Annotated in this window: 24 protein-coding genes; 10 read left to right on the forward strand and 14 right to left on the reverse strand. The window is 37.0% G+C overall.

All coding sequences use genetic code 11. The features are described from left to right. Nucleotides 1-232 precede the first annotated feature (232 nt). On the forward strand, nucleotides 233-1,204 hold the full coding sequence (locus M030_RS0115870) for a chorismate-binding protein (protein WP_027374399.1): 972 nt from the start codon (nucleotides 233-235) through the stop codon (nucleotides 1,202-1,204). Between the two features lie 93 nt (nucleotides 1,205-1,297). Here the strand turns inward: M030_RS0115870 and M030_RS0115875 are convergent, their stop codons facing one another. The 11 genes from M030_RS0115875 to M030_RS25030 all read right to left on the reverse strand — a co-directional run bounded on the left by M030_RS0115875 (nucleotide 1,298) and on the right by M030_RS25030 (nucleotide 11,647). Continuing rightward, nucleotides 1,298-1,495 carry a hypothetical protein gene (locus M030_RS0115875; protein ID WP_027374400.1) on the reverse strand — a complete coding sequence of 66 codons (198 nt, stop codon included), beginning with the start codon at nucleotides 1,493-1,495 and terminating at the stop codon, nucleotides 1,298-1,300. A gap of 5 nt (nucleotides 1,496-1,500) precedes the next feature. Next, nucleotides 1,501-2,103 (reverse strand): MarC family protein, encoded by a 603-nt coding sequence (locus tag M030_RS0115880; RefSeq protein ID WP_027374401.1) that lies wholly within the window; start codon nucleotides 2,101-2,103, stop codon nucleotides 1,501-1,503. Nucleotides 2,104-2,147: 44 nt separating this feature from the next. After that, complete coding sequence (locus M030_RS0115885; protein WP_227533338.1) at nucleotides 2,148-3,875, reverse strand: BatD family protein; 1,728 nt, start codon at nucleotides 3,873-3,875, stop codon at nucleotides 2,148-2,150. A gap of 11 nt (nucleotides 3,876-3,886) precedes the next feature. Beyond that, nucleotides 3,887-4,627: a tetratricopeptide repeat protein gene (locus M030_RS0115890; protein ID WP_027374403.1), complete on the reverse strand. Its 741-nt coding sequence runs from the start codon at nucleotides 4,625-4,627 to the stop codon at nucleotides 3,887-3,889. 100 nt (nucleotides 4,628-4,727) lie between these two features. Beyond that, nucleotides 4,728-5,735, reverse strand: coding sequence for a vWA domain-containing protein (locus M030_RS0115895; protein WP_027374404.1), 1,008 nt, complete (start codon nucleotides 5,733-5,735; stop codon nucleotides 4,728-4,730). Continuing rightward, nucleotides 5,735-6,727 carry a VWA domain-containing protein gene (locus M030_RS0115900; RefSeq protein WP_027374405.1) on the reverse strand — a complete coding sequence of 331 codons (993 nt, stop codon included), beginning with the start codon at nucleotides 6,725-6,727 and terminating at the stop codon, nucleotides 5,735-5,737. Before M030_RS0115900 ends, M030_RS0115895 begins: the two co-directional genes overlap by 1 nt. Then, nucleotides 6,720-7,616, reverse strand: coding sequence for a BatD family protein (locus tag M030_RS0115905; protein WP_034722791.1), 897 nt, complete (start codon nucleotides 7,614-7,616; stop codon nucleotides 6,720-6,722). The genes M030_RS0115900 and M030_RS0115905 overlap by 8 nt, the downstream gene beginning before the upstream one ends. A gap of 54 nt (nucleotides 7,617-7,670) precedes the next feature. After that, nucleotides 7,671-8,534: a DUF58 domain-containing protein gene (locus tag M030_RS0115910; protein ID WP_027374407.1), complete on the reverse strand. Its 864-nt coding sequence runs from the start codon at nucleotides 8,532-8,534 to the stop codon at nucleotides 7,671-7,673. 38 nt (nucleotides 8,535-8,572) lie between these two features. After that, nucleotides 8,573-9,031, reverse strand: coding sequence for a GNAT family N-acetyltransferase (locus tag M030_RS0115915; RefSeq protein WP_027374408.1), 459 nt, complete (start codon nucleotides 9,029-9,031; stop codon nucleotides 8,573-8,575). Continuing rightward, nucleotides 9,031-10,035, reverse strand: a complete 1,005-nt coding sequence (locus M030_RS0115920; protein ID WP_027374409.1) for an AAA family ATPase — start codon at nucleotides 10,033-10,035, stop codon at nucleotides 9,031-9,033. Before M030_RS0115920 ends, M030_RS0115915 begins: the two co-directional genes overlap by 1 nt. Before the next feature lie 316 nt (nucleotides 10,036-10,351). Then, nucleotides 10,352-11,647: a hypothetical protein gene (locus tag M030_RS25030; protein ID WP_051585116.1), complete on the reverse strand. Its 1,296-nt coding sequence runs from the start codon at nucleotides 11,645-11,647 to the stop codon at nucleotides 10,352-10,354. 287 nt (nucleotides 11,648-11,934) lie between these two features. Here M030_RS25030 and M030_RS0115930 point away from each other — a divergent pair, with 287 nt between their 5' ends. The 7 genes from M030_RS0115930 to M030_RS0115965 all read left to right on the forward strand — a co-directional run bounded on the left by M030_RS0115930 (nucleotide 11,935) and on the right by M030_RS0115965 (nucleotide 20,119). After that, nucleotides 11,935-13,224 carry a peptide-N-glycosidase F-related protein gene (locus M030_RS0115930; protein ID WP_185097399.1) on the forward strand — a complete coding sequence of 430 codons (1,290 nt, stop codon included), beginning with the start codon at nucleotides 11,935-11,937 and terminating at the stop codon, nucleotides 13,222-13,224. Nucleotides 13,225-13,550: 326 nt separating this feature from the next. Next, the gene (locus tag M030_RS0115940; RefSeq protein ID WP_002977558.1) at nucleotides 13,551-14,021 is read left to right on the forward strand and encodes a DinB family protein; all 471 of its coding nucleotides are present in this window, start codon (nucleotides 13,551-13,553) and stop codon (nucleotides 14,019-14,021) included. Between the two features lie 88 nt (nucleotides 14,022-14,109). Continuing rightward, entirely contained in the window at nucleotides 14,110-14,847 is a 738-nt protein-coding gene (gene rlmB, locus M030_RS0115945; RefSeq protein ID WP_034722742.1) for a 23S rRNA (guanosine(2251)-2'-O)-methyltransferase RlmB, read from the forward strand. Nucleotides 14,848-14,884: 37 nt separating this feature from the next. Then, nucleotides 14,885-15,934: a DUF6263 family protein gene (locus tag M030_RS0115950; RefSeq protein ID WP_027374412.1), complete on the forward strand. Its 1,050-nt coding sequence runs from the start codon at nucleotides 14,885-14,887 to the stop codon at nucleotides 15,932-15,934. Nucleotides 15,935-16,006: 72 nt separating this feature from the next. Beyond that, nucleotides 16,007-16,240, forward strand: coding sequence for a hypothetical protein (locus M030_RS0115955; RefSeq protein ID WP_027374413.1), 234 nt, complete (start codon nucleotides 16,007-16,009; stop codon nucleotides 16,238-16,240). Nucleotides 16,241-16,271: 31 nt separating this feature from the next. Beyond that, a complete protein-coding gene (locus M030_RS0115960) occupies nucleotides 16,272-18,812 on the forward strand; it encodes a YfhO family protein (protein ID WP_027374414.1) in 2,541 nt (846 codons plus the stop codon). Between the two features lie 17 nt (nucleotides 18,813-18,829). Then, nucleotides 18,830-20,119, forward strand: a complete 1,290-nt coding sequence (locus M030_RS0115965; protein ID WP_027374415.1) for a glycosyltransferase family 4 protein — start codon at nucleotides 18,830-18,832, stop codon at nucleotides 20,117-20,119. Nucleotides 20,120-20,229: 110 nt separating this feature from the next. Here the strand turns inward: M030_RS0115965 and M030_RS0115970 are convergent, their stop codons facing one another. Continuing rightward, nucleotides 20,230-20,871 carry a hypothetical protein gene (locus tag M030_RS0115970; RefSeq protein WP_027374416.1) on the reverse strand — a complete coding sequence of 214 codons (642 nt, stop codon included), beginning with the start codon at nucleotides 20,869-20,871 and terminating at the stop codon, nucleotides 20,230-20,232. A gap of 198 nt (nucleotides 20,872-21,069) precedes the next feature. Between M030_RS0115970 and M030_RS0115975 the strand changes: the two genes are divergently transcribed. Continuing rightward, nucleotides 21,070-22,038 (forward strand): YpdA family putative bacillithiol disulfide reductase, encoded by a 969-nt coding sequence (locus tag M030_RS0115975; RefSeq protein ID WP_027374417.1) that lies wholly within the window; start codon nucleotides 21,070-21,072, stop codon nucleotides 22,036-22,038. Between the two features lie 114 nt (nucleotides 22,039-22,152). Here M030_RS0115975 and M030_RS0115980 read toward each other — a convergent pair whose 3' ends face one another. Continuing rightward, a complete protein-coding gene (locus tag M030_RS0115980; RefSeq protein ID WP_081735591.1) occupies nucleotides 22,153-23,334 on the reverse strand; it encodes an MFS transporter in 1,182 nt (393 codons plus the stop codon). A gap of 382 nt (nucleotides 23,335-23,716) precedes the next feature. Further along, nucleotides 23,717-25,390: a glutamine--tRNA ligase/YqeY domain fusion protein gene (locus M030_RS0115985; protein ID WP_027374419.1), complete on the reverse strand. Its 1,674-nt coding sequence runs from the start codon at nucleotides 25,388-25,390 to the stop codon at nucleotides 23,717-23,719. A gap of 152 nt (nucleotides 25,391-25,542) precedes the next feature. Here M030_RS0115985 and M030_RS0115990 point away from each other — a divergent pair, with 152 nt between their 5' ends. Continuing rightward, nucleotides 25,543-26,673: an alpha/beta hydrolase gene (locus tag M030_RS0115990; RefSeq protein WP_034735614.1), complete on the forward strand. Its 1,131-nt coding sequence runs from the start codon at nucleotides 25,543-25,545 to the stop codon at nucleotides 26,671-26,673. Nucleotides 26,674-26,774 lie beyond the last annotated feature (101 nt).

Consider the following 26,774-nt stretch of genomic DNA (forward strand, 5'->3'; position numbering starts at 1 on the left):
ATTTTTTTGAGTCTTTTTTATTGGCTTTCGGTAATTTTCTGTCAATATATCGATCCATCACTACCGTATCAAAGCTAAATCAACGCAGGTAAAAATGAAGATATTTCATAAAAAACAGGTGTTTTAATTTTGACATCTTTAAGACTAATAATACCTTTGCAGAAAGGAAAATCAACTTGGGAATTTCCTGTAATATTTCCGGGTAATGATTTTCAAAACCTATCCTAAGCCCATGATTTATTTCAAACTTCCTTTCGACGAAAGATTGTATTCTGCAGATGAAAAAAATAACAAAAACACAATAGATTTTTATTCTTATGATAGCCTGAATCAGATTAACTTCAATGGAAATAAGATAGAAGTTAGCTCAGAGGATTTTGATCAGATTTCAATCTCCAACGGCTCTTTTCCGGAAGACAATACAGGTTTCATCGCGGAAACTGATGAAGAATATTATCAAAATTTACAACAGGTTATCAGGGTGATTAAAGAAAATGATCTTCCAAAACTGGTGTACTCAAGAAGAAAAATTTTTACAGATTTTAATACTATCGACTATAAAAAAAGCTTTACCAATCTATGTGCATCCTACCCGAATGCATTCAGGTACATATTCCACGAGGGGCAAAATGCCTGGATGGGAGCTTTTTCTGAAGTATTGGGAAAATTCAATAAAACAACCCACGAATTTGAAACCATGGCGCTGGCAGGAACTCTTGCTGTATCAGAAGAATGGTCTGAAAAGGAAATTGAAGAACAAAAGCCTGTTAGCACCTATATTCAGGGGATTTTAAAACAGTATTCGGGTGAAATTGAACAGTCTGGCACCTACGACCATATTTCCGGGAATATCAAGCATTTACGTACAGATTTTAAAACCCATATTAAACCGGGAGATTTAGATGCCCTTATACGGGATTTGCATCCTACTCCGGCTGTTTGCGGTATTCCAAAAGATTTCTGTAACGAAAATATAAGGAAGTATGAGAAATTTCCGCGCGAATTGTACGCAGGATATATTAAAGTTGAAACAGAAGAAAGTATCCTGTATTTTGTTAACCTGCGATGTGCAAGGTTGTATAAAGACGCAGTACACATTTTTGTAGGAGGAGGAATTACAGATCAGAGCCAGCCGCAAAAAGAATGGACAGAAACCGAGCTGAAGGCTGAAGCCATATTAAAAAACCTCGTTATTGATAAGTAATATTTATCGTATAACACAAAGAAGATATGTTCTTGAAAATAAAAAAACCTCTTTCCGATGAAAGAGGTTTATATTTATATTGAAATATCCAATTTACTTTTTTGCTCCTATCCTGCTCCAGGTATCCATTACAAAAAGCACAAGAAGACCAAGGGCAGCAGCTGCTGCTGAAAACACAAATCTAACATTATCTTCATCTCCTAAGATATCCGTCTGCCAGTTGATCGCATAAAGGTTGATCGCGATGAAAACAATAAATACGACAAGAAATACTTTATAAAACTTCTTCATGATATTTAAAAATTAATATAATTCTGCACCAATTGTGCAAAGTTTGCGGTGAATAATTTAATTGAAATCGCCAAAAGGATAATTCCGAAAACTTTCTGAAGAATCATCAGGGTAGCATCCCCTATTTTTCTTTCTAACCATTTCGCTGATTTCAGCACCAAATATACGAAAATTGTATTAAGAATAATTCCGCAGATAATATTAATATCGTGAAATTCAGCTCTGAGAGATAAAGCCGTTGTCAGAGTTCCGGCCCCTGCAACCAGCGGAAATGCGATGGGAACGATAGATGCGGCCTTTGCTTCTGTAGTTTTGTTGATTTCAATTCCTAAAATCATTTCCAGTGCTATGACAAAAATCACAAAAGCTCCTGCGATGGCAAATGAATTGACATCAACTCCGATAAGCTTAAGAATTTTATTTCCTACAAACAGAAATACAATCATAATTGCTCCTGCTGTGATTGCAGCCTTACCGGCCTCAATCTTCCCAAACTTCTGTTGAAGGCTTACTATAACGGGAACCGAACCGATAATATCGATTACGGCAAAAAGGACCATAAAACTGGTAACAATCTCTTTAAACGAGAAACCATCAAAAATTTCCATCTCTTTGTAATTAAAAATTTCGCAAAAATATGAAAATAAACTGATTATTTGCTAATTTGTGAATATAAATTAACAATTGTTTTCAAAAGTTCTTCCAACCCTTCAGCAGATTTCACAGGAGCATATTTTTCAATCTGAATTTTCTGCTGCAATTTACTGTAGTCTTCCGCAAGTGAAGCCCCTTTGTGCTTTTCAAGAAAAGTCTTAAACTCCGCAGAAGTACTTTGGAAATATTGATTCCTTACTTCATGATCCAACTCTTCCAATGTAACGAAGAACTTCTCATATTCACCATTATCTTTAAGATTTTCAAGATACCCGAAATAATCATTGATATCTGTTTTCAGCAATTCCCTGATTTCTTTTTCCGTTTCAGCCACTGAACCTAAAGGTTTTGAGGATACAGTTTCCCTAACTAATGTACGTTTTTTTTGCCAAGTCTTAAATAACAGATATAGAATAAACAGCCCGAAAAGAATACCGATATTGATAAAAAGGGTATTCCAGTTGAATTTGCTTTTTTCCTTTACTTTAAAGGAAGTTGTTTTCAGCACCGGTGTATTAACCGTTTCAAGGAGGTTATTGGTATATTCATTAACCTTTTCCACAGTTGTACGGGCCTCCATAATCTGATCATGAGAAAATGCATTCAATGCTAAGGTCTTCTGGCCAAGATCAATATATTCCCTGTTTTCAGGATCAAAGAAGGCAAACTGTTCCGTCTTGATCGAGATCGCTCCGGATTTATTGGGTATGATCACATAATTGGCAAGAATTTCACCTTTCATCCCTGTAGATCCCGGTGAAACTTTAGAGGTGATTTTTGGAGTGAAAATTTCATAATCAGGTGAAGCAGCAATTTTAGGAAGTTCCATATCCGGTAAATTTCCCTCTCCGGAAACTTTCACTACAACATTCAAAGGTTTCTTAGCTTCAGCTTTTTCTTTCGATGCGTTATACACACTTACGTTAAAGTTTCCTACAGCATTTTTGAAACATTCAGGTGCTCCTTCAGGAAGTTTTCTGACATTCAGTTTTACTTTATTGGAAACAATTTTATTTTTACCAGAGTAAGAATTGACGGAAGCTGATACTCCCGGTACTTCTACATATCCTGCCTCATTCGGAAACACCATAAACATGGCCAATACCTGAGAAGCCATATTCCCGTATCCTGAAGGATCAATTTCAGATTTGCTGAAATTAATAGGATGTACATAGATATTATCCTGATGGGGAAGATGAATATTTTTCACCTTTCTCAGGTTATCCATATTCCTGGAATACACTTTCAAAACAGCAATTGTAGGCTGGTCCTGATAAATATCCCTGTCTTCAATTTCCATATTCAGGAATACTTCGCCTGAGTTGTTCGCTGCCAAAGATTTCTTTTCTACGAAATCTTTAACGGTCACATCAAAAGGCTCTGTTTTGTAGATTTTATTATTGACCGTAACCAGTACGGACCCGATTTTTATTTTCCCTTTTTTCTTGGGTTCAAGGGCTATTCTGGAAACTTTCTGAGTAATCAAGGTATTGGTAGCCGGATCAATAACCGTATTGGTTACAGATCCACTGCCTATGATATTAAATTTGGAAAGATCCGGAAGCTGAAATCTTGTCTGTTGTTCAAGGTCAATCCCATTAAGTTCCAGAACAATGGTAAGGTTTACGACCTCCTTACTTCCATATTCGGATTTATCTGCGTCAAGAGAAAGATTTACCTGTCCGTAAGTAATTACGGATGCCAGAGTAAGCAATATGTAAATCAATTTTTGTTGCATCACCAATCTTTCTCGTTGCTTTCAGGCATCGAATAAGAATTTTTGTTTAAAATTCTTCTGGCGGTTTCTTTTTCTTTTTCGTTTATTTTATCTAAGATCGCTTTTTCGAGATTCTTTGGCATCCTTCCTTCATTATTAGGGTTTTGCTGAGGATTATTCCCCTGGTCGCTTTTGCCTTCATTCTGCTGACCATTTCCCTGATCCTGCTTCTGGTCTTTGTCCCCTTTCTGATCATCACCTTTGTTCTGATCGCTGCCACCACCACCTTTACCTGAATTATTTTGCTGGTTTTTCTGTTGTTGCTCTTTTTCTTTCAGCTTGGCAATTTCATAATTTTTTCTGGTTGCCTCACTGTATGGGTTTTGCTTCAGAGATTTTTTATAATAATCTGCAGCTTTTTCCGGCTGGTTCATCTGCATATAAGCATTTCCTAAATTATGAAATGCTGCCGCTTTATCAGGAAGTGTCTGAGAAAGTTTTTCTGCCTTTTCAAACTCTGCTTTTGCCTCTTCATATTTTTTACTTTTATACAAAGCATTTCCCAGATTGTAGTGAGCGGTAAAATCTTTATCATTAGATTTTGCCGCTTCCATATACTTTGAAGACGCTCCATCATAGTCTTTACCGTCGAATTTCTGGTTGCCTTCATGCACCAAAGTTCTATAGTTTTCCTGCCCAAACAAAATGCCTGAGAATGAGAAAGCAACTATAAACGATAAAAAAATGATTTTAGTATTCATCACTTGCAAAATTATTCCTTTAAATGTTAATAAACAGAGTTTTATTTGTTAAAGTTCGGTTAAAGTAGTCTCCAAAAAGACTTATCAACAGTAAAGAAATTTACACATTAAAATCTCTTTTGGGATTAAAAATATAAATTAAAAAGAAAAGTAAGATAGAAACTGCTAAAAAATATTGATAATAATGATTCGCATTCTGTGATTTCACAAGGGTTTCAGCCCCTGTCGACTTCCTATTTACGGCATCTAAAATCCTGTCCGGAGCTTCATTGATATTATTTCCGTCAATGTAGGTTCCTCCTGTAGATTCGGCCATCTTCTTTAAAGCTTCGGTTTGCCTTTTTGATATGACAGTACCTCCGTTTACATCTGTTTTATATCCCATCAACTGCCCGAAAACATATTCAGGTACGGGAGCTCCCTCATCAGAACCTATCCCGACGGACGTTACACTGACACCTTCTTTATTAGCCAATCTTATCGCGGCATTATCATTACCTTCATTATCTTCTCCATCACTCAGTAATATTACTTTTCTGGATCCTTTGCTTACATTTTTAAACTTCGCAACGGCAGCCTGCATTCCTTTTAAAAAATCGGTTCCCTGAATCTGCATTGAATTCGTTTCAATTCCGCTGATATAGGTTTCTGCCGAATTATAATCCGTAGTGAGGGGCATGATTGAAGTAGCCTGCCCGGCGAAAATAACAATTCCGACCTTATCATTTTTCATTTTCTGCATAGTCCTGATCATCAGATTTTTTGCCTCAGTAAGACGGCTTGGATCAATATCTTCTGCGTTCATCGAATTTGAAACATCGAGCATAAAGATTACGTTATTCAGCTTCTGATTCGTTTTTACTTCTTCAGAACCATTAAGAAGATCGATAATTGAAAAGATCAGAAATAATGTACCCAAAAGGTATAATGCCGGGAAAAACTTCGTAAACCCTGAACTTTTATCAAATAAATCGTCGTGAAACTGGCTGCTGGCAAAAATTTCTCTTTTTTTCTTTCTCCATCGTAAAAACCGGATCAGAAAGGATGCTAACAGCGGCAGAAGCAACAGTAAAAGTAAATACCAATAATTTCCTAAAGACCAACTCATCAGCTTAAAATTTTATAAAATACCCATCTCAATAACGCATCTAAAAACAGCATTCCCAAAGCGATCCAAAGGAAAATCTTAAAATATTCCTCATAATTATAAAGCTTTGAGATCTTTACATCCGATTTTTCGAGCTGATTAATCTCATTATATATTTCTTCAAGACTACTGTTTGACGTAGCCCTGAAGTATTTTCCTCCTGTCGTTTGTGCAATTTCTCTCAAGGTATTTTCATCAATCGTAACTTCTGCTTCTGTAAAAACCAGATCTCCAAAAATATCCTGTGCCGTAGGCATTAAGGCATATCCGTTGGTACCAATACCGATAGAATAGACTTTAATATTGTTATTTTTTGCCAGTTCAGCGGCAATCTGTGGAGGTATGGCGTTTTGAATATTGCTCACTCCATCCGTCATCAGGATCACTACTTTACTTTTTGCTTTGCTCTTGATCAAATGATTTACTGCGACTGAGAGACCTTCTCCAATAGCTGTTCCCGGTTCAAGACCATCTGAATTCAGATTTTTAATTTCATCAATGACCACCTGATGATCTGAAGTAACAGGAACTTTGGTAAATGCTTCGGCAGCATAAGCCACCACCCCGATCCTGTCGTTGGGACGCTTCTGTACAAATTTTACTGCAATATCTTTCAATGCTGTGATACGGTCAGGATTAAGATCTTTGGCGAGCATACTTAATGATACGTCAATAGACAGCATAATATCAACCCCTTTTGTCTCGTCTCTGTCCTGGGAAACAGTGAATGTCCTTGGCCTTGCCATTGCAATAATAAGAGCGGAAAGAATGATATACTTTGATATTTTCAATAGAAAAAGTACACCCCGGATTCCATCCCTGTTATCCATATTTTTTGTCGTAGGCACTTTTATCCCTTTTCTTTTCCTTTGTCCTGCATCCTTAATAAAAAGGGGAATAAAAAGAAGAAAAAGCAATAAAAACCACGGACTGTAAAACTCAAAATCAAACATCCTTTCTCAAGTTTTCGAATTCCAGATCTTTAGATGATCTTTTCACAAAATCCCTGATATCAGCAAAATCTTTCTGCATTGTTTCTTCATCAGGGAAGGTCTTGGCAAATTTCACCAAATCTCCCCGTAAAAATACATCTTCTATTATTTTCTCATTGTCCTGCGAAATGGTATTATTCTTTTTGATCACCTCAATCAGATCATCTGTAAGAAGGACATCTGCAGGAAGGCTGTATTGTTTGGCAATAAAGTTTCTCGAGATATCGATCAGCTCCACATAGAATGAACGGAAATTACCTCCTTCAATATATTTTTTCTTTTTAAGAGAGTCTAATTCTTTCAATGTCTGGTTGGTGGCCACTACCGGTGAACTTTTTGCTTTTCTGCCCCATTTTACAATCATAATAATGGCAACAATCAAAGCAATAAGTGCCAATGCTGCAAGAATATAAAACTTATACAGTTCCCAATAATCTTTAGCATCCAGTTTCACCTGCTTATTCTTCATGATATCATTGATCTGATCTGCTTTTTGGGCAGTATTGATGACATCAATTTCGTAAGGAATTGTTTTAAGAATTTTATCCCCTACTTTAAATTCCAGCTCAGGAATGGTAAATTTTCCTTCTTCAAAAACAGCAAATTCTATTTTTCTTTCGTAGGTGCCTGCATTTTGTCCGATACTGTCTTTTGTTTCTTCAAAATGAAAGGGAAGTAATTCGTTTTTAGGAGCAGAAGTTACCTGTTGATCATGAATATTATCAATTTTCACAACGAGATGATTCACTTCTCCCAAAGCGATGGTCTTCTTTTCTACATTGGAGGAAAGTATCTGTGAAAAAGCATTTGCACAGATCAGAAAAGGTAGTATTAAAAATATTTTTTTCAATGTTAAATAATAAATGGCCAAGCCAGATGTTTTTATGTACGGGCAAAACCCGTGTTATTTTTTCTGAAAATAATTATACAGCAATTTTGAATAATCAGCTCCGGTATTAATATTCATAAAACCGGCCGAACTTCCGGAAAAGTCTTCCTCCAAAGCTCTTACTTTTTGTTTCTGAGCCTCCGCAAAGGTATATCGCCATCTTGCGCTGGAAGTATTTGCCCATATTTGCTTTCCTGTCTCTGCATCATACAGAAGTGTATATCCTACGTCAGGAATTTCATTATCCTTTTCATCATAAATTCGCATCCCCAGCAGCTGGTGCTTTTTGGAAGCGACTCTCAACATTTTAGAGTCATATTCATCTTCAAAATCCGAAAATAAAAAAACAAGGGATTTTCTCTTAAAGATTCCCATCATATATTCGAGAGCTTTATCTATTTTAGATTCCGCAGGAACATAATCTGCTGTCAGAATATTGCTGATAATGGAAAGAATATGTTTTCTCCCTTTCTGAGGAGGAATTACTTTGTACACCTTATCAGCAAACAGGATGAGCCCTACTTTATCATTATTACCGGCGGCTGAAAAACCAAGGCTGGCCGCAATTTCGGCAACATATTCTCTTTTCAGCTGGACTTTGGTCCCATAATCCATCGATGCAGAAATATCAACCAGAATCATCATCGTAAGTTCCCTTTCCTCTTCCATTACTTTCACGAACGGCTCGCGGAAACGAGCTGTTTTGTTCCAGTCGATTCTTCTGATTTCATCTCCAAACTGATAGGGACGAACTTCTGAAAAGGTCATTCCCTGGCCTTTAAAGGCACTGTGATATTGCCCCATCAAAGCAGCTTCCGTCTTTTTTCTTGTACGGATTTCTATCTGCTTTACTTTTTTTACAATATCTTTTATCTGCATAGACACTTGTGAGATTTAAAATTGTAAATGGTGTGAATCTAATTTTTAAATTCTATAGAAACATTCAACCATTCATCATCAAACTTAGGGCTGTATTTTTTATAAAAATTTATCGCCGGCTCATTCCAGTTCAATACCTGAAATACCATGCCTGTATATTGGTTTGATTGTCCGTATTCCAATGTAGCATCAAAAAGCAGTTTTCCGATCTGCCTTCCTCTTAATTTTTCTGTCACTACAAGATCTTCAAGATACAACCTTCTGCCCTTCCAGGTAGAATATCGGTCATAATAAAGGGAAATCCCTACTATTTCTCCTTCAAATTCAGCTACAAATGCTCCCCAAACCGGAGATTTTCCAAAACCATCTTCCGTAAACTGCTCAATAGTCACAGTTACTTCATGTAAAGCTTTTTCGTATTCTGCAAGCTCCTTAATAAGGTTTAACATCGCATCGCAATCCTCGTGAACTGCTTTTCGAATTACAACATCACTCATTACGGCGCCTGTATTTTTGCTAAAATTCTGTTGATAATCTCTTCTGTTGAAATTTCCTCTGCTTCAGCTTCGAAAGTAAGCCCCATTCTGTGTCTCAATACATCTTTAGCCAATGCTTTCACATCTTCAGGAATCACAAATGCCCTTCCTTTTAAAAATGCATACGCTCTTGAGGCAATCGCAAGATTGATAGATGCTCTCGGAGAGGCTCCAAAGCTGATATAATTCTTAAGCTCAGACAATCCGTAATTTTCAGGATAACGGGTTGCAAACACCATATCAAGGATATATTTTTCAATCTTTTCGTCCAGATAAATCTGGTTGATCAGTTCTTTTGCATCGATAATATCCTGAAGAGAGATTACAGGTTTCACTGTCGGCTGGTGGGAAGTGGAAACCATTCTCATCACTTGTCTTTCATCTTCAAATGCGGGATAATCTATGGTGCACTTCAGCATAAAACGGTCACTTTGTGCTTCAGGCAACAGATAAGTTCCCTCCTGATCGATAGGATTCTGCGTAGCCAATACCAAAAATGGTCTTGGAAGCTTCATGGTCTCGTCACCAATGGTTACCTGCTTTTCCTGCATGACTTCCAGAAGAGCAGATTGCACTTTGGCCGGTGCACGGTTGATTTCATCGGCAAGAACAAAATTCGCAAATACCGGTCCTTTTTTTATAGAAAAATCATTGTCTTTGATATTGAAGATCATGGTTCCAACGACATCTGCCGGAAGCAGATCAGGAGTAAACTGAATCCTGGAAAATTCTCCGTGCACAGCATCGGCCAGCGTTTTTATCGCTAAGGTTTTAGCCAACCCAGGCACTCCTTCCAACAGAATATGACCATTCCCCAAAAGGCCTACCAAAAGGCGGTCAACCATATATTCCTGGCCAATAATAACTTTATTGATTTCCTGTCTCAGAAGAGAAAACAAGTAGTTTTTTTCTTTTATTTTTTCCGTCAATTGGCGGATATCTTCAGCTTGATATATATCTGACATAGCTTGATTTAAAATAAGTGGTAAATTTCTGATAAATACTTGCATTAATCAACACAATCAATGCCATTTTTGAGTTAAAGTTTGTTAAATATTCCACTATCACTGCTACATTTTTAATCCAACAAACTGATTTGCTAGTATATAAAAACAGGACCGGCCTCTATTTTTATTATAAGCCTTCATTGTTCCACTGAATAGAGAAATTACTTAAAATATTGAAAACCAACAGACAAAAACTCACGACAAAAAAAATGTTATGATCGTACATCACAACATTCTTTATTATCTAAAATGAAGATCGTCTAAAAATGCTTCATTATATCTTAGTAATATCAATCGTAAATGTATCTTCCGGCTTATCCACATCATCCTCAAAGGATCCTACATTCACAAAATATTCAGTCCCTGCAGTGGTGGTAATGGTGATCGTCTCTGCCTGGCCACCACCACCATCATCTTTTGTTCCTACACAAACCAGATTATCACACGCCCCGCTGTAAACTCCGATTTTAGGATCAAAAGAAACTACCGATGTAGATACTTTAATTGTAAATTGGCTTCCATCACCTGTAAATCTAAACCACAGGCCATCATTCATCCCGTTGTCAGCACATGCAGAAACAACCCCGGCATTATTTGTAGAAGATATTGCATCATTCTGTGTGTAAGCATAAGGGAAAGCAGATGCTACCAGAGCACCTGTACAAGCATCATTTACAGGTATCGGAGGAATTGTTTTAAAAGTAATTTCGCTACAGCCAACCGATTCCGCATTCCCTGAAACAGCGTTAATCTTTAAATAATAGGTAGTGTCACGGTTGAGAGGAACAGAAGGGGTAAAACTATTGTTGGCCACCACCTGTTGATTAACCACATCTGTACCGCCGGAACTTGTACCCAATGAAACCTTATAAGAATCTGCACCTGACACGGCAACCCAGCTAAACAAAGGAGACAAAGAAATTTTTTGCGCATTATTTGCAGGGAAAAGAACGATGGGACAGGCAGGCGTAGGACTTGGTGTTAATCCTGAGATAGTTATTGCTGATTTATAATTAGCTCTTATCCCTCCCGGTGGAGCTGATGGATCAACAACCTGCTGATCTCCTTTATAATAGAGAGCAGAATTTGGTAAATGAGAATACACACGAAAAGCCTCATCAAAATTATTAATATCGATACTTGGAGAATTTTCTCTGGCTGCAACCACCAGATTATCGGAATTATTATAAGCAAAGGGAGTGGTAAGACTTACCTCAACTTTATTATTATTTTTGGTGACAGTTCCTGCGAACACCTGAGTCAGCTGTGCAGCAGGAATCCAGTCTGTTCCCGAGGTAAAAGCTGATTTTGTCGTATGCCCGAGATAAACGGTCCAATTGGAAGAATCATTAATTGTTGCAGACGGATCCAGATAAAAGATAAGTCCTGTAATATTTCCTGCGGCGTTGGTATTTATTTCCTGCTTAAGATAAATCTGCTGAACATAAGAATAGGAAAAAAAACTACTCACCGGGGCGGTTCCTACATTTGTACTTCCAATGTTCAGATTAATCTGAGCGTTAACCAGCGATACAAATGGCAACAAAACAAAAAGTAAAACTCTTTTCATAATTAATAATTTTATGATCTCATTTTGCGCTAAATTAATGATAAAATTTAGATTTACATATCAAAAAATTAAATTATTACACCACATTCATTAAAATAATTAAAACAAACAAAAAGCTAAGGTTGAAATAACCGAATTTTAACTACTTCACAATAAAAAAGTATATTTATTACCAATTTAACCAATAAATAATAAAAAACATAATACATATTTTAATATATTTACAACAAATATCAAGTAATATGTATAAAAAATTATTTTTTATTAGTCTTCTCTTTGTCGGCCTTATGAAATCACAGACAACAACAATGACGAATGTGATTTCTCAGGCAATTTATTATGATGGTTATGCAGCAACGGTATCGCAGCCTGTACCTACAGGATTAATCCGGCTTAATAACTCGAGATATACGAGAAAACTTACAGATACTGAACTTAACTCTTTTAAAACAACTATTGCAATGAGGGTTACCATAGGTGCTTTATGCGATAACTATGACCGTTTGGGAGAAGTTTTTCTGGCATTAGTCCCTAAAAACCAGTCAACTTACACTCTAAATGATCCGAATGTCAAGAGAATTGAAGTTGGCCGGTATATTACTCCATTCATGAATAAAAACAGAACTCCTTCAGAAGTTCCCTACACCTATAATGTAAGCAATCTATACAGTATATTTCATGATACGGATTTACGGAACAATTATGATATCTATATGGAGCTTGATGTTTTTGGAGTTCCGTATGCTGCTAACGATCAGGTTACCGGCTGTCGTGATAGAAATGATGTCTTTACGGGAACGCTCACCTTCTTTTCAAATAATTCCGGAACTGCTAGTGATTATAATACTGTAGTTCCCTTACTGACCTACAATAAACTTAATAATTATAACAGTACCGACATTGCTGGTGAAACTGTAAGAATTGTCAACTTCAATCTTCCTGCTGCTGTTGCCAATGCCAACTTCTTTGTTATATCTACTCCACATGGTGCCAATCAGGGCGGAGAAGAATATATCAGAAGACAGAACTATACTTATCTAGATGATATACAAATGCTCACCTACAAACCCGGTGGGATTTCATGTGAACCTTTCAGGGTATATAATACACAAGGCAACGGAATTTACGGAGCGACTCCCAAAACGGAAGCTGACTGGACTTCGTGGAACAACTGGTGCCCGGGAAATTCTGTCCCTATCAGAGGTTTTACGCTGGCTAATCTAACTGCCGGAAATCACACTTTAAGACATACTATACCAACCGCTACTTTTTATCAGGGGGCTGGAGAGGTTTACCTTTCTATATATATGCAGGGAAAAACCAATGCTACTTTAAATGTACAGGATATTAAAACTATTGATGTCAACATTTTCCCAAACCCCACTTCGGATTTTGTCAATATCAAATCAAAAGTTGATGTTGTTTCTTTAATTCTGTACAGTATAGACGGAAGAAAATTATCTGAAACCTATAAACAAGACAGAATCGATATTTCCTCTTATAGTACTGGGATCTATCTATTAAATATCACCCTGAAGGACGGGACAACTTTTAAACATAAAATCATAAAAAAATAAGACGGAAACAGTCTTTAATAATAATTCAGATTTAATAATCCTTCCTGTAAACTGGAGGGATTTTTTTTCAGTGAATTAACAACATATTTGCAGAATATGATCCTGAAAAATGTAACAGATTTGAGTGTTGGCAAGTATATAGAATTAAGCAGGCGGAAAACCGCAAGTATGATCAGGCAGAAGACTATTCATCATAAAAATCTGAAAAACAATGTCATTAACATTCTTTTTTCTAAGCGTTAAAAAACTTTAACTCTAATCCTCCGTCCAAAAAATTGTCATTTCCAGTTTATTAAACTATTTTTGGAGATTAAAAATTTTGCAAAATGAATTATCATTTTCAAGCACACCGACAAGTTAGAAAAAACCTTTTAGACATCCTTCAGAATACATCCCATGAGGACCTGATACTGATTCCGGATGGTTTCAACAATAATATTTACTGGAATATTGCCCACACTGTTGCCACACAGCAGCTTTTGCATTATTACCTGAGTGGAAACCCTTTCCGTATTGATAAATACTGGATTGAAACCTATAAAAAAGGAACTTTGCCTAACTTAAATGTTCAAAAATCTGAAGTGGAAGACTTAGAATTTTTACTGACTGAAACTTCTAAGATCTTAATGAAAGATTACGACAGCGATTTCTTTTCAGATTATACTCCTTATACGACCAGTTTTGGAATGGATCTGAAAAGCATTCAGGATGCTATTATCTTTAACAATATGCATGAAAGTTTGCACTATGGTTATGTAATGGCTCAGAAAAGAGCAATTTTAGGAGAAAAATACTAAGAGGAAGCCGGATAAAAGGGGCCACGAATTGACATACAAATCCTAACCTTCTATCCTAAACCTTAAACATAAAATTTTATACAACTCAATGAAAGACGATTTTATTTTCGGGCTGCGTCCCGTTATTGAAGCAATTGAAGCGGGAAAAACGATTGACAAGGTCTTTGTGCAGAATGCACTCCAAGGACCTATTTATGCTGAACTAAAAGCAATTTTAGCGAAAAATAAAATCCGTCCCAATTATGTTCCGGTTGAAAAACTGAACCGTTTTACAAGAAAAAACCACCAGGGGGTGGTTGCTTTTATTTCGGATGTTCCGTTTCATAAAGTGGAGGATCTTGTTCCACAATTATTTGAAGAAGGCAAAACACCTTTTTTACTGATCCTTGACAGACTTACTGACGTGAGAAACTTTGGTGCCATCTGCAGAACGGCGGAATGCGTGGGCGTTGACGCTGTTATTATTCCTGAAAAAGGAGCAGCACCGATCAATTCCGATGCGATAAAAACTTCTGCGGGAGCCCTTTATAATATTAAAATCTGTAAAGAAAATAATCTTGCCCATACCGTAGACTTTTTGCAGCAAAGTGGAATCACTGTATTTTCAGCCAGTGAAAAAGCGGAAAAACTGATTTATGATGTCAACTTTACAGAACCATGTGCTATTGTAATGGGGAATGAAGAAACAGGAATTTCCAAAGAAGTATTGCATCATTCTGACGAAAAAATAAAACTTCCTATCGAAGGAAAAACTCAATCTTTAAATGTTTCTGTTGCTTGTGGCGCGATTTTATATGAAGCTGTAAGACAGAAAATGTTGAAATAATTTATTCGATAACACACAACACTTAAAAAATTAGAAAATGAAAAACGTAGCAGCAATAGCTCTCATCTCATCTATAGCTCTAGTATCTTGTAAGAAAGAAACAGCCAAAATAACTAAAGTGGATCCTAAGACCGGGAAAACAGTAACAGTAGAAGTACCTGCTGATTCTGTAGCAAAGGTGGTGGAAAATCCGGCAATTAGAGATTCTGCAGGAATTGTAAAACAAACTTTCAAGCTTGAAAAAGGAAAAACATATCCTCTTACCACTTACCAGAGAGATGTAAAGACGATGACTGATCCTCAGGGAAAATCGATCACTGCAACCAGCGAATCTACAGATGAAATGAACTTTACCGTAAACGAGATCAAAGGAAATGTATACGAAATGACCCTTAATCTTGTTGCTAAAAGAAGCTCTCAGTCTGCTCAGGGAAAAACGATTGTTGTAGATACCAAACAACCATTACCAAAGGAAGACGACCTGAAAATGATCTGGAATATCAACAGAGCACTTACCGGAAATAAACTGGCCATGAAAATGGATACCCACGGTAATGTAATCTCTATCACCGGTTTTGATGCAGTGTATACTAAAGTTTCTGCTGCTGTGGGAACTCTTATTAAAGATGCCAATGAAAAGGCAAGCGTTGTATCAAGCCTTAAAGAATCTTTCAATGAAAAAGTTCTGAAAGATCAGTTTAATAAAAACCTGACCATCATTCCTAAAAAAGGAGTAAAGGTAGGTGAGAAATGGACAACTTCTGAAAATGCCGACCCAAGTGGAAGCGTTAAAGTAACTTCCAACTATGTGCTGAAAAGCCTAGGAAACGGAACTGCAGAAATTGCTGTAACAGGAGGTATTCCCAAGAAAACTGAAAAGAAAGCTCAGGGACCTATCACTCACAGCTTAAGCAGTGAGCTTACCCAGAACGGAACTATTAAGTTTGATGAAAACACAGGATGGATTACGAATCAGAACATCAATGTAGTCACTACACAGATTGAAACAATTTCAGACGGAAAACAATCTCAGTCTATGAAAAGTGTTTCAAAATCTTCTGTAATGGTAAATCCATCTGCAAAATAATTCACTAAAAATATTCAGGGTTGGAAACCGGGAAATATAAACTTCCAACCCTGAATTTTAAATCAAAAAGTTATGAAGTACATTCTTGAATTAGTACTGTCTGCCATTGTTATTTTCTTCGTGTGGAATATTCTGAAAAGGATATTCTTTAAAACTTTTTACAGTTATCGATTCAACAATAACAATAATCAGGATAACAGGCAGCAAGATATTCACAACTCGAATAAGAACAACAAGCAAGGTCTTAAATGGGATGCGGAAACCGTAGACTACGAAGAAGTAAAAGAGACCAAAGACAAAAGGTAAAAATTCCAAGAAATAAAAGATAATAACCAGCATGGCGAAAAATAAAAACTTAATTTATATTGCAATTTCATTAGTAGTATTTATAGTTTTAGCATTTTTATATTCCACTCCAGTATTTACAGGAAAACAGCTTTTCCAGCACGATATTGTACAATACAGAGGAGGAGCAAAAGAACTGCTCGACTATAGAGCCGATACAGGAAATGAAACGTATTGGAGCGACTCTATGTTCGGGGGAATGCCAACTTATCAGATGGGTAGCCAGTTTAAAGGTGATATCATCAAAAAAATTGATAGCAATCTGAATTTCCTGCCAAGGCCGGTAAATTATCTGTTCCTGCTTTTTGCAGGTTTTTTCCTTTTGGGAATGGTGGTTGTCAGAAACTGGAAATACGCTTTACTTGGAGCTACTTTCTTTGGATTGTCCACTTATTTTTACATTATTATTGCTGCCGGACACAATGGTAAAGTGAATACTATTGAATATTTTGCTCCGCTTTTAGCCGGTATTTTATTGGTTTATATCCGGAAACAATATATCTGGGGATTCATTGTCACTACCCTTTTCATGGGACTGCAGATTGCAGCCAACCACCCTCAGATGACGTATTATCTGTTTATTGCATTAGGCTTTTTATTCCTTTCTGAACTGATCAGAGCAATTCAGAAAAAAACACCTATGAGGCACTTCCTGATTTCTTCCGGAATCGTTGCTGCATCTTGTATCATTGGGGTTGGGATGAACTCACAGAGAATCATGGCCAATTCAGAGTACGTAAAAGAAACGGTTCGTGGAAAGCAGATTTTAACAAATGACAGCCATACTTCAGGAAAATCCGGAATGGATAAAGAAAGTATGCTGATGTGGAGCTACGGAAAACTGGAAACCTTAAACCTGTTTATCCCAAGATTAATGGGTGGAGGAAGCCAGGAACCGGAAGGAAAAGAAATGATGAACAGAGTTCAGGAACTCGTTCAGGAAAATGTAGGCTCACAGGCAGAAATGGACAGAATTTCCAAGGGTTTCAGCGGAATGACGTATTGGGGAGATCAACCCGGAACTTCAGGTCCGGCGTATCAGGGAGCTATTGTATGTTTCCTTGCTGTCTTGGGCTTTTTCTTTGCCTGGAAAAAGTATCGTTACTGGATCCTGGGAGCTTCTGTTTTAACGGTTTTACTGGCCTGGGGAAGTAACTTTATGCCATTATCCGATTTCTTTATCGACTACGTTCCTTTTTATAATAAATTCAGAGCTCCTTCATCCATCCTGGTGGTCGTTGAATTGTTGTTTCCTCTGATCGCTATGGTAGGATTATACAGGTTCTTTACCGATGAAAAATTAACGGAAGAATATAAGCAGAAGATTCTAATGTATGTCAGCGGCGGAACATTGGGATTGCTTTTAATTCTTTTAGTATTTGGAAAATCATTACTAGGCTTTGCCACCGAAGGTGAAAAGACCTATTTCCCTCCTTTCCTGCTCGATTATCTTGTAGAAGAAAGATATAAACTATTTAGAATAGATGCCATCAAAGCATTTATGTATGTTGCTATTGCTGCTGCTGCCTTATTTTTAAGTTTAAAGAAAAAGCTTAACCAAAACATTGCTCTGGTAGTAATCGGAGTTGTAAGCTTATTTGATCTATGGACGGTTAACAAGCGTTATTTAAATGATGAAAACTACGTAGACAAAATCTTTGCTGAAAATCCTTTCCAGACAGAAAGTTCAGATTTGCTGGCTGAAAAAGTTCAGGCTAACCCAAGTCTGGCCTCTATTTTATCCAATGTAAATATCAACAAAACATTGGAAACAATCGCGGATAAAGATAAAACTCACTATAGAATTTACAACCAGACTTTAGGAGTAACCAGTGAAACCAACACCTCCTATTTTAAATCTTCAATCGGAGGTTATCACGCGGTTAAACTAAGAAGGTATGACGATTTGCTGAACGAATACATCACAACAGCTGATAGCGTAAAAACACCGAATGTATTAAATTTACTGAATACCAAGTATATGATTTTCGGAGGTCCTGACCAACCGCAGGTCGTTCCTAATCCAAAAGCAAACGGTAATGCATGGTTCGTCAGTGATCTGAAATTTGTAAATACTCCTAATGAGGAAATTAAATCTATAGGAACCATTGATAATAAGAAAACAGCTGTTATCGCTTCATCAGACAAATCATATTTTACTGACAAACCTGTTCAGGCAGATTCTACGGCATTCATTAATCTTACGAAATATCAACCAAATGAGTTAGAATTCAAATCTCAGTCTAAAACGCCTCAGCTGGCTGTATTTTCTGAAATTTACTATCCTCATGGCTGGAAAGTCTTAGTTGATGAAAAAGAAGTTCCTTACATCAAAGCAGATTATTTACTTCGTGCCGTACATGTTCCTGCCGGAAGCCACCATATCAGAATGATTTTTGAACCTGAAGTGATTGAGAAAGGAAAATGGCTTTCGTTACTGTCTTTCGGATTATTTATTGCATTGAGTGCTTTTGGAATTTTCTGGATGAATAAAAACAGAAAAAAGGAAACTTTAATTGAACCGAAAGCTTAATGTCTGATTTGATTAAAATGGAAGAAAAGAAAATATTGATTATCACCTATTACTGGCCTCCTGCGGGAGGCCCTGGTGTTCAAAGATGGCTGAAGTTTGCAAAATATCTTCCGGAATTCGGCTGGAAACCTGTGATCTATACTCCCGAAAACCCAAGCTATCCCTTAATAGATGAAAGTCTGATGAAAGATATTCCTCAAAATATCGAAATCATCAGAACTAAGATCTGGGAGCCGTACCAACTGGCCGAACGGCTTAATAAAAGTAATAAAAAGTTTAAGGCCGGGCAGTTTGATGTCGGGAACAATCAGAGCTGGAAATCCAGATTATCAATCTGGGTAAGAGGAAATTTTTTTATTCCTGATGCCAGAGTTTTTTGGGTAAAACCTTCCATTCGATTCCTTGAACACTATTTAAAAGAAAACAAAATAGATGTAGTGGTCACTTCTGGGCCACCCCATTCTTTACATCTCATAGGATTGGGTCTGAAAAAGAAACTTCCTGGACTGAAATGGATTGCCGATTTCCGCGACCCATGGACGGAAATTTCTTATTATAAACATTTAAAATTAACCAAAAGTTCAGATACTAAACATCGTGCACTGGAAAGCGCCGTTTTTAAAAATGCTGATATCACTTTGGCAACAAGTTATACCGATGCAGAGAACTTTCGTAAAGCAGGAGCCCATGCAATATGCATCACGAATGGGTTTGACGAAAGTGATTCTCAGAAAACAGTAAAGGCTCAGATACAGAATAAGGCTTTTACATTAAGTTATATCGGTGTTTTAGAACAGCTCCGCAACCCTGAAAACCTTTGGAAAGCTTTAGACGAACTGGTACAAGAAAATACGGAATTCGCCCGGCATTTCCGCTTAAAATTTGTAGGGAGAATTGATGATAAAATCCTGCATGTCATTGAAAAATCCGGTTTGAAAAATCATATCCTGAATCTGGGCTACCTTTCACATGGCAAAGCGGTGGAAGAGATGCAAAATTCAGAGATGCTCCTGATCACCAACTTTCCCAATGAATCTTCGAAAGGGATCATTCCGGGAAAAATATTCGAATATCTGGCTTCGGGAAAACAGATTTTATCTTTTGGCCCTTCGGGAGCTGATGTTTCAAAAATTCTGGAAGAAACTAATGCGGGGAAACACTTCAGTTACGACGATTCTGAAGCAGTAAAAAGATTTATTCTGGAAAAGTTTAACCTTTGGAAAAATGGTAATCTCCATGAAAACACCCAAAGTATTGAACAGTTTTCAAGAAAAAACCTTACTCAGCAATTAACAAAAATCTTATAATAAAAAAGCGAGAAACAGAAACCTGTATTCTCGCTTTATTTTTTATCTTCAGCCTTATCATTTTAATTTTCAACCCCAAATTCCGACTTACTCCTTTCAACTTTCAATTTTCAAATCGTCCATTGATCGTTTACCACCGCTATCAGATAATATTTCCCCTTAAACTGCTCAAAGACCAGACGAATCGTCTTCCAATCCATTTCACCATATTTCTCGGTGCCTTTCATATAATTTTCCGTAAAATCTGCCTGGGGATAAGCATCTTTTAAATTGTTCAGGGAGTTGCCTCCTCCGATGAATTTGTTCACTGCATATTGTCCGGTTGTAAAATCTTTCGAGAATACCCATTTGTCAAGGTAATCGTTGATCGTAGTTTTATATAAATCCCCGGAACCGTCTTGAGAGCCCCACGTAAATATCATTTTCGTAGGCTGGTATTTTTCAAAATCAGCTTTGGAAAAATGTTTGTCCCCTTTTACATCAACAAAAGCATACATTGAAAATCGAATTCCTTTCTGAGGATGGATGAATGATGCAAAATTTTTATAATCTTTGTTTTTCAGTGCTTGTAAAACCTCATCATTTACTTGTTTTAAAGATTGATCTTTATTTTCTACGGGTTGGTTAATAGTAATACTGTCATTCTTTATTTGCGCAGTAGAATCACTGGCCGGCAGATTAGGTTGATTGTCATTCTTTTTACAGCCAACAGTCAGCGCTACAATAACCATGGAAATAAGTACCTTTTTCATATTCTTAATTTTGTGGTAGGTACAAAAACACCAAAACTGATGCCAGAATGCCGGGTAATAAAGACAGGAAGGCTGGATCTGTAAATGAGTCATGAACTACCAGTTCTATGATCCAAAATCCAAGACTCGGATATCTATCTCCACATATTTACCTGAGTGTATGAATATAATCTAGCAATTACATCGTACCTTTGTTGTATGGAAATTTTGGATATTCTCATTATCGGAGCCGGACCGATCGGCTTAAACTGTGCTATTGAAGCTAAGAAAAACAATCTAAACTACCTTATCATAGAAAAAGGAACTATTGTCAATTCACTATACAATTATCCTTTATACATGAGATTTTTTTCCACTGCCGAAAAACTGGAAATCGATGAGATCCCTTTCATCTCTACAGCACCGAAACCCGGCAGGCAGGAAGCTTTGGAATATTACCAGGGTATTGCCAGGCAAAAACAAATGAATATTCACCTGTATGAAAAAGTCCTGGCAGTTTCGAAAAATGATGGTCTCTTTACCATTGAAACTTCGAAATCAAAATATACCGCCAGACATGTCGTCATTGCTACTGGTTTTTATGATATTCCCAATCTGATGCATATTCCGGGAGAAGATCTTCCAAAAGTCCGACATTATTATACGGAACCTTATCCTTATACCAGACAAAAAATTGTGGTAGTGGGATCCAGTAATTCCGCAGTAGACGCTGCTTTGGAAACCTACAGAAAAGGAGCTGACGTCACTATGATCATCCGACATTCCGAGATTTCAAAAAGTGTGAAATACTGGGTAAAACCGGATATTGAAAACAGAATTGCTGAAGGAAGTATCAAAGCATATTTCAATTCTAAAATTATTGAGATCAAGGAGCATTCTGTTCTGTTCAAAGATGAAAATAATCAGATCCATGAGATTAAAAATGACTTTGTACTGGCGATGACCGGCTATCTTCCCGACTTCGACTTTTTAAAAGGCTCAGGAATTGAACTGAATGGTGACTGCCTGAATCCTGTCTACAATACGGAGACTATGGAAACCAATATTCCCAACTTATATCTGGCCGGAGTGGTATGTGGTGGAAAAGATACGCACCTTTGGTTTATTGAAAATTCACGAGTTCACGCCCGTATGATCGTTAATAACATTCTTTCCGGTAGAGCCTGAAGGGATTACAATAATAATTTCGACCTATTTGTATAATAAAAGTTTTACAGTCAAGAGAAACCCAGCTGAATAGTTTTCAGCTGGGTTTTGTTTATTGGGTAAGAAAATATGAGCTTAGGCTACATTCTTTTCCGCTTTATTCTTGTCCTTAAGCATCCATGGAACAATAAAATAAAATCCTATTGCTATGGCCGTTGCCAGTAGGCCTGTCCCGATCCAAAGTACCGTGAAGCCCAGTTTATCCGCTATCACTGTTCCTATATAAGGTGTAATGATAAAAGCCAGGGAAAACGACATCCCGTTCAGCCCCATGTAAGCGCCTTTATTATTTTCTCCCGACCGTAAAGCTGTAATGGTGGACATAAAAGGCAGGGTCCAGATTTCTCCGATACACAAAATCGTCATCGAAACAAGTAATGCTGCCAAAGTATAATCAAAAGCCAGCATCGCATAGGAAAAACCACACAATAAGGTTCCGGCAAGCATGGTAAATGCCAGTGTGAAATATTTCTCAGCAATCTGCACGAATCCCATTTCAAGCAGGACAATCAGGAAACCACTATATCCAAGAATGAACCCTATATTCTGCTGACTCAGATGCGCGGTATCTTTGTAAAAAATAGTCAGTGTGCTAAATAACTGAAAGAAACAAATGGAAAACAGCATACAAAACAAACTGTATACTAAAAATTTACCATCACGATAGGGAGAGTTTTCTTTTTTTACAACAATGGCTTCTTTTACTTTTTTAGCATTCTGTCTCGCCAATTTCGTACGTTTTTTGAAAAACCAAATATACATAAGCCCTGCCAGTAAAGCAGCTAAGGCATTACTGAAAAACAGGAATTCATATGAAATTGCAGATAAGATTCCTCCCAACGCAGGTCCAATGGAAAAACCCAGATTTACAGCCATCCTGTTTAATGAAAATGCCCTTGTAATATTTTCAGGCTTGGCGTATTTTGTAATAGCCACGGAATTTGCAGGACGAAAAGTTTCACTGACAATACTCTGGGCCAGAATAATTGCCGCCAATCCTACTTCAGTCTTAAATAACGGAATCAGACAGAATAAAGGAACACTCAATAATAAGCTCAAACTCTGCACTCTGTATTCACCTATTTTATCAGTAATCATTCCGCCCAGCCATGAACCAATCACGGATCCAATACCGAAAAAGCTCAGTACAATCCCGGAATTTTCAATACTAAAATGTAGATGATCCGTCATATAAACTCCCAGGAACGGAAGAACCATAGAACCGGCTCTGTTGATGAGCATTACCAACGCCAGCATCCAACTCTCTTGCGAGAGTCCTTTAAAAGAACTCGTATAGATGTTAATTAATCTCACAATAGTATTTAGGGGGAAATATGAAAATGCAAATTTAGACAAAAATAGCCTGAAAGTGCTTTATATAGACCATTTTTTATAAATAACATTCATAAAGACAGACTATCATCTGTGTCTTTAGGAATCAAAATATTGTTACTCTGTAAAAATTGATTACAATTTATACCATTCTTAAATTGTAATCAAAATGAGTCTTGTTAACTTAAAAAGGGCATACTGCTTTTGAGATTGCTTCACTTCCGGTTCGCAATGGCTGTAGTTTGTACCCATAAAAAAGCAGGGCTTTGATGAAGCCCTGCTTTGCATATCATGAATAACCGAGAAATTATTCTGGTTTATAAGAATCTTTTAAAGTCACTGTACGGTTGAATACCAGTTTGTCATCCGTAGAATCCTGATCTTTTGTAAAGTACCCTATTCTCTGGAACTGAAGTGGTTCTCCTACCGCTACTTCTTTTAAGTGAGGTTCAGCAAAGCCTTTCACTATTGTCATAGATTCAGGGTTGATGAAGTTTAAGAAGTCCACATCTTTTTCAGCATCCGGTTGTTCCACCGTAAACAATTGGTTATAGATTCTCACTTCAACCGGAATTGCGTGTTTGGCAGACACCCAGTGAAGAGTTCCTTTTACCTTTCTTAAGCTTTCTTCTGTTCCGCTTCCTGACTTGCTCTTTTCATCGTAAGTTGCGTAAATAGTAGTGATCTCTCCGTTTTCGTCCTTCTCTACTCTTTCCGCTTTAATAATATAAGCTGATTTTAAACGAACTTCGCCGCCTAATTTCAGTCTGAAGAATTTATTGTTAGCTTCCTCTTTGAAATCCTCACGTTCTATATACAGTTCTCTTGAGAAAGGAACTTCTCTGGTTCCTGCATTTTCCTGTTCAGGATTATTTTCGGTCTCCAGCCATTCTTCCTTACCTTCCGGATAGTTTTCGATCACTAGTTTCACAGGATCTACAACCGCCATCACACGTTTTGCCACTTTATTAAGGTCTTCACGAACACAAAAATCCAGCAACTGAATTTCAATCAGGTTTTCTCTTTTGGCAACACCTACTCTTTCGATAAAGTTTCTGATAGCCGTTGCCGTAAATCCTTTTCTTCTCATTCCTGAAATAGTAGGCATTCTCGGGTCGTCCCATCCTGTTACCACTCCTTCTGCCACAAGTCTTTGCAGTTTTCTTTTAGAAGTGATCATATAAGAAACATTCATCCTGGCAAATTCTCTTTGCTTAGGGGCTATTTTATCTTTATCAGATACCTGCTCCAGGTACCAGTTATACAAAGGTCTGTGATTTTCAAACTCCAATGAACATAGAGAGTGTGAAACCTGCTCGAGGTAATCTGACTCTCCGTGTGCCCAATCATACATCGGATAAATCTTCCATGCAGTACCTGTTCTGTGGTGAGGTCTTTTCAGAATTCTGTACATTACAGGGTCACGCATATTCATGTTTGGAGAAACCATATCGATTTTAGCACGAAGTGACATTGTTCCTTCTTCAAATTCTCCGTTTTTCATTCTTTCGAATAGATCAAGGGATTCTTCAATCGGACGGTTTCTGTATGGTGATTCCACTCCCGGTTCTGTAGGATTCTTTCTCTGCTCGGTAATTACCTGGGACGGTTGCTCATCAACGTAAGCCTTTCCTTCTTTAATCAATTGTACTGCCCATTCATAAAGCTGCTGGAAGTAGTCTGATGCATACAATTCTTTATCCCATTTGAAACCTAACCATTCAACGTCTTTTTTGATAGAATCTACGAATTCCTGTTCTTCTTTTTCAGGATTTGTATCGTCAAAACGAAGGTTTACGGGAGCGTTGTATTTTTCACCCAGACCAAAGTTGATGCAGATGGCTTTTGTGTGCCCTACATGCAGGTAACCATTTGGTTCAGGCGGAAAACGGAAACGGATCTGATCTCTTTTCAAACCGTTTGCCAGATCATCTTCAATAATTTGCTCAATAAAATTGAGTGATTTTTTTTCTTCTTCCATTAAATTAGCTTTTATTTTATAGCAAAAAAAGTTGTACAAAGTTACGGAAAAATAAGCGTTTGTGAAAGTGATAATTTAAAAGCTTGTCTGTTGGTAATTCGGTATTTTTCACTAATTTAGAAAAAGCTAAAACCATCAGCAAAGTATTAATCATGGCCGTTTATATCTTAAGCAACCGTAAAATTGTTCGTCATAAAGGCGAAAGAGTGGATTCATTTTCCAATGATGAGTATTCAATTCCTAATTTCAGGATTGCGAAATGTAATTTCGACAGCTACAAAGAGCCCACAGCACAAGCCAGAAAGAAGAAAGAGTATACCAACAGGAATATTTTAGACTATAAGCTATTTTCTGAACCCGAAAAACAGGGCTATGAGGATGTTCTGGAAGTCCTGCTCAGTGAAAAAGGAATAAAAAAATCTTCTCTCACAGCTGATAATCTCGGTGGAACACAAAGAATGTTCTATGAATTGTATAAAAATATGTCTTCCACAAAAGACAGGAGTGATGTTCTGATTTTTATTCACGGATATGCCTATACTTTTGATGATGAATTGAAAGCAATGATTGATCTTAAAAAACTTTTCATAGATAATCCGCTTTCTCCGGTAGAGCATATTTTATTCGTAAGCTGGCCGGCATCAAGCAGCATAGTACCTATGACCTATTTTGATGATAAAGCATCAAGTATTAATTCAGGAACATCATTATTAAGGCTGTTTTACTTCTACACCCAGTTTTTAAAGGATATTTTTTCCAACCGCGATCTGGTTCCCTGCAATCAGAGAATTCATATTATGGCTCATTCTCTGGGAAACAGGGTTCTTCAGAGTATGTTGTATAGCCTTAAGCGGGAAAATATTCTGCGGGTAATTGATCAGGTGATTCTACTTAATGCTGATGTTTCCTATAAAGTATTTGAAGATTCTGAGGACTCTTTTAATAAGCTTCCCCTGCTGGCCAACCGAATATCCGTATACTTAAACAGACAGGATTTAATTCTCGGTATATCCCAGTTCACTAAAAATATTCTCACTCCGAGGTTAGGTAAAAACGGACCAAGTGATATTGATCCTTATAAAGATATTGTTTCTATCATTGACTGTACTTTTGTAAAGGATGATATTTTGAGTAGCCTTAAATTTGAGATCGGAAATCACTGGGGATACCTTTCCAGCTCACAGGTTCAGAATGATATTTTTCAGAATTTATATGGCATAGACAGAAACCTTATCACCAACAGAATAAAAAACAACGAAAATATTTTCACAATTATTTCTTAATCATTAATTAAAAAAAACTTATAAAATTAAGTCTATGTTAAAGTTGTTATAAATCAAAAGGATGGCATAAAGATTGCCAAATCATATTACGGGGATTTATA

It is taken from the genome of Chryseobacterium sp. UNC8MFCol (genome assembly GCF_000482305.1).
In the GTDB taxonomy this organism is placed as follows: Bacteria; Bacteroidota; Bacteroidia; order Flavobacteriales; family Weeksellaceae; genus Chryseobacterium; species Chryseobacterium indologenes.

Bases quoted from the DNA above. Each gene is read 5' to 3' on its own strand.
- M030_RS0115870 (WP_027374399.1), top strand. From the start codon at position 233: ATGATTTATTTCAAACTTCCTTTCGACGAAAGATTGTATTCTGCAGAT.
- M030_RS0115875 (WP_027374400.1), bottom strand. From the start codon at position 1,495: ATGAAGAAGTTTTATAAAGTATTTCTTGTCGTATTTATTGTTTTCATC.
- M030_RS0115880 (WP_027374401.1), bottom strand. From the start codon at position 2,103: ATGGAAATTTTTGATGGTTTCTCGTTTAAAGAGATTGTTACCAGTTTT.
- M030_RS0115890 (WP_027374403.1), bottom strand. From the start codon at position 4,627: ATGAATACTAAAATCATTTTTTTATCGTTTATAGTTGCTTTCTCATTC.
- M030_RS0115895 (WP_027374404.1), bottom strand. From the start codon at position 5,735: ATGAGTTGGTCTTTAGGAAATTATTGGTATTTACTTTTACTGTTGCTT.
- M030_RS0115900 (WP_027374405.1), bottom strand. From the start codon at position 6,727: ATGTTTGATTTTGAGTTTTACAGTCCGTGGTTTTTATTGCTTTTTCTT.
- M030_RS0115910 (WP_027374407.1), bottom strand. From the start codon at position 8,534: ATGCAGATAAAAGATATTGTAAAAAAAGTAAAGCAGATAGAAATCCGT.
- M030_RS0115915 (WP_027374408.1), bottom strand. From the start codon at position 9,031: ATGAGTGATGTTGTAATTCGAAAAGCAGTTCACGAGGATTGCGATGCG.
- M030_RS0115920 (WP_027374409.1), bottom strand. From the start codon at position 10,035: ATGTCAGATATATATCAAGCTGAAGATATCCGCCAATTGACGGAAAAA.
- M030_RS25030 (WP_051585116.1), bottom strand. From the start codon at position 11,647: ATGAAAAGAGTTTTACTTTTTGTTTTGTTGCCATTTGTATCGCTGGTT.
- M030_RS0115930 (WP_185097399.1), top strand. From the start codon at position 11,935: ATGAAATCACAGACAACAACAATGACGAATGTGATTTCTCAGGCAATT.
- M030_RS0115940 (WP_002977558.1), top strand. From the start codon at position 13,551: ATGAATTATCATTTTCAAGCACACCGACAAGTTAGAAAAAACCTTTTA.
- rlmB (WP_034722742.1), top strand. From the start codon at position 14,110: ATGAAAGACGATTTTATTTTCGGGCTGCGTCCCGTTATTGAAGCAATT.
- M030_RS0115950 (WP_027374412.1), top strand. From the start codon at position 14,885: ATGAAAAACGTAGCAGCAATAGCTCTCATCTCATCTATAGCTCTAGTA.
- M030_RS0115955 (WP_027374413.1), top strand. From the start codon at position 16,007: ATGAAGTACATTCTTGAATTAGTACTGTCTGCCATTGTTATTTTCTTC.
- M030_RS0115960 (WP_027374414.1), top strand. From the start codon at position 16,272: ATGGCGAAAAATAAAAACTTAATTTATATTGCAATTTCATTAGTAGTA.
- M030_RS0115965 (WP_027374415.1), top strand. From the start codon at position 18,830: ATGGAAGAAAAGAAAATATTGATTATCACCTATTACTGGCCTCCTGCG.
- M030_RS0115970 (WP_027374416.1), bottom strand. From the start codon at position 20,871: ATGAAAAAGGTACTTATTTCCATGGTTATTGTAGCGCTGACTGTTGGC.
- M030_RS0115975 (WP_027374417.1), top strand. From the start codon at position 21,070: ATGGAAATTTTGGATATTCTCATTATCGGAGCCGGACCGATCGGCTTA.
- M030_RS0115980 (WP_081735591.1), bottom strand. From the start codon at position 23,334: ATGCTGGCGTTGGTAATGCTCATCAACAGAGCCGGTTCTATGGTTCTT.
- M030_RS0115985 (WP_027374419.1), bottom strand. From the start codon at position 25,390: ATGGAAGAAGAAAAAAAATCACTCAATTTTATTGAGCAAATTATTGAA.
- M030_RS0115990 (WP_034735614.1), top strand. From the start codon at position 25,543: ATGGCCGTTTATATCTTAAGCAACCGTAAAATTGTTCGTCATAAAGGC.